We start from the raw sequence: 2136 nt of genomic DNA, 5'->3' as shown, positions 1-2136 counted from the left end.
TGTAAGCAGTTTCAAAAAATAGGCATATAACAAGCCACTCAAGCAGGACAAATAACAGTTGGCTTTGTTCGCTTCGCTCTCTATTATAGCCAACTGTTATTTGCCTCTTAGTGGGGCGTTATATGACTATGAAGTCATATTCACAAGGAGAGTAATATGAATATTAATGTAGCAATGGTTCCTTATATTTTAATTTTAACGTGTGTTTTGCCTACTTTATTCGCTATTCGATTAGCAAAGAAGCAAGAACGCTCTATGTTAACAAGCGGTGTAGTAACATTCGCACTTGGCTTTACATGGATCGGCGGTTGGATTTATTTAGCAATAATGAATTTTAAAAAACCTGTTCAGGTTGTTGATAAATAGTCATATAACAAGCTATTCAAGTGGGACAAATAACAGTTGGCTAGTTCCGCTTCGCTACACATTTTAGCCAACTGCAATTTGCCCCTTAATAGGGCGTTATATGCCTAAGATGAATTGTGTGTATTCCAGATAGACTTTTATAAAGCAGAGTGAGATATGTTTAAAAACAGCAAATTATTTTTTGGATTCATGCTAATCGGATCTTCTTTATGGCTTGGTCTCTTAACCTTTAAAATTGCAGGGAACTTAAATGCTGGTAATTGGCCAATAACTCCGGCGATTATCATGTCATCGGATATCAAGAGAGTTGAACATAAAGATGAACGCTATATTCTAGATATAAAATACCAATATGAGATTGATGGTAATAGTTATATTGGAAAAGAAATTTCCAATATGAATCAGCTTTACAATTTTAAAGAGGCGAATGAGAAATTAAAGCTTTATAAAGAAAACTCATTAGTTGAGGCTATTTATAATAGGGAGAACCCAACAATTGTTTATCTAGATGTAACTGTTAATTATATTTTGTATATCTTATCAGTAGTTTCGTTTGTAATGGCCATATTCTGTTTGGCTAATTTAATCAGACTGTTCAAAAATACTGGTGTTCAAGGCATATAACAAGTTACTTAAACGGACGCTAAACAGTTGGCTAGCTTCGTTCCTCGCAATTTTAGCCAACTATTTCGCGCCGCTTAGTAAGGCGTTATGTTTATTTCTATATAAGTGAGAGTTCATGGATTGGTTAAAACGTCATAAAGATGAAATTATAAAATTAACTATCGTATCAGTTATCTCATTAATAATTTTTAATATACTAATGGCTGGATTTGATTGGACTGTTTTAAATGTGCCAATTTTGGTTGATGAAAGCGGCTCCTTTTTATCTAAAACTTGGGTAGCTTATGTAACATGGGGAGAAGAAGCGGTAACGATTCAGCAGTCAAAATTTACTGTTTTGAGCTTGTTTCTCACAATGATCTTCGCAGTTATTCAATTGTTTTTCTGGGGTTTTAACCGTAAATACAAGCGTAACCAATAAACATAACAAGCCATTCAAGCAGGACAAATAACAGTTGGCTATTTGCTCCTTCGTCGCTTATTTTAGCCAACCATTATTTGCCTCTTAATGGGGCGTTATGTGGCTTTCAGGTTTGGTGAATTAAAAGAGGTATTTGTGGTTCATTTGAAATTTTATTTACTTGGCTTAGTGACCTTCATCTTAAGTGGTTGGGAGCTTTATACTTCATTCTTGAATGGTCAACTTGGTGTGTTACATATCTTATTTTTAACTGTTGGTTTAGTTGGAGCTATATTTTGTTTTTTGGGTAAATTTCCTCAAATGGCTAAAAGGTTACTAACAGTGTTTTATTTTATTCAATTGGTTTTCATATACAGTGAATCCTTTAGTGTTAAGTTTGTTGCGAGTTTTGCATTCCCAGTTCATTATTTTTTGCGAAACGACAGTGGTTTACAGCAAACTTTTAGTAATCCAACTGGCTTAGGTTTAAACTTGTTTGCTTTGCTAATGTTGTTTTTTGTATATAAAATTTATAGCGGTAAAACTGCCACATAACAAGCCATTCAAGCAGGACAAATAACAGCTGGCTATTTGCTCCTTCGTCGCTTATTTTAGCCAACTATTATTTGCCTCTTAATGGGGCGTTGGTATGACTCCCCACGTCAAGTTAAATACACTGATCCTTGTTCATTAATTTCAGAACCATTGTATTCACTTTTAGTATTAAGTGAGTTAACGCATAGAAT

The 2136-nt window shown here is 34.2% G+C and carries 4 protein-coding genes; all 4 read left to right on the top strand.

All coding sequences use genetic code 11. The annotated features are described in order from the left end of the window. The first annotated feature begins 156 nt into the window (after window positions 1–156). Window positions 157–366 (top strand): hypothetical protein, encoded by a 210-nt coding sequence (locus H4J67_RS19765; RefSeq protein ID WP_182204836.1) that lies wholly within the window; start codon window positions 157–159, stop codon window positions 364–366. 156 nt (window positions 367–522) lie between these two features. Continuing rightward, complete coding sequence (locus H4J67_RS19760; protein ID WP_182204833.1) at window positions 523–990, top strand: DUF3592 domain-containing protein; 468 nt, start codon at window positions 523–525, stop codon at window positions 988–990. Window positions 991–1105: 115 nt separating this feature from the next. Beyond that, window positions 1106–1411: a hypothetical protein gene (locus H4J67_RS19755; RefSeq protein ID WP_182204831.1), complete on the top strand. Its 306-nt coding sequence runs from the start codon at window positions 1106–1108 to the stop codon at window positions 1409–1411. Between the two features lie 144 nt (window positions 1412–1555). Beyond that, the gene (locus H4J67_RS19750; protein ID WP_182169678.1) at window positions 1556–1945 is read left to right on the top strand and encodes a hypothetical protein; all 390 of its coding nucleotides are present in this window, start codon (window positions 1556–1558) and stop codon (window positions 1943–1945) included. Window positions 1946–2136: the final 191 nt, after the last annotated feature.

This window comes from Colwellia sp. BRX10-4, assembly GCF_014077465.1.
Taxonomy (GTDB): domain Bacteria; phylum Pseudomonadota; class Gammaproteobacteria; order Enterobacterales; family Alteromonadaceae; genus Colwellia_A.
This window is presented reverse-complemented; position numbering and strand designations above follow the sequence as displayed.

Bases quoted from the DNA above. Each gene is read 5' to 3' on its own strand.
- H4J67_RS19765 (WP_182204836.1), top strand. From the start codon at position 157: ATGAATATTAATGTAGCAATGGTTCCTTATATTTTAATTTTAACGTGT.
- H4J67_RS19755 (WP_182204831.1), top strand. From the start codon at position 1,106: ATGGATTGGTTAAAACGTCATAAAGATGAAATTATAAAATTAACTATC.
- H4J67_RS19760 (WP_182204833.1), top strand. From the start codon at position 523: ATGTTTAAAAACAGCAAATTATTTTTTGGATTCATGCTAATCGGATCT.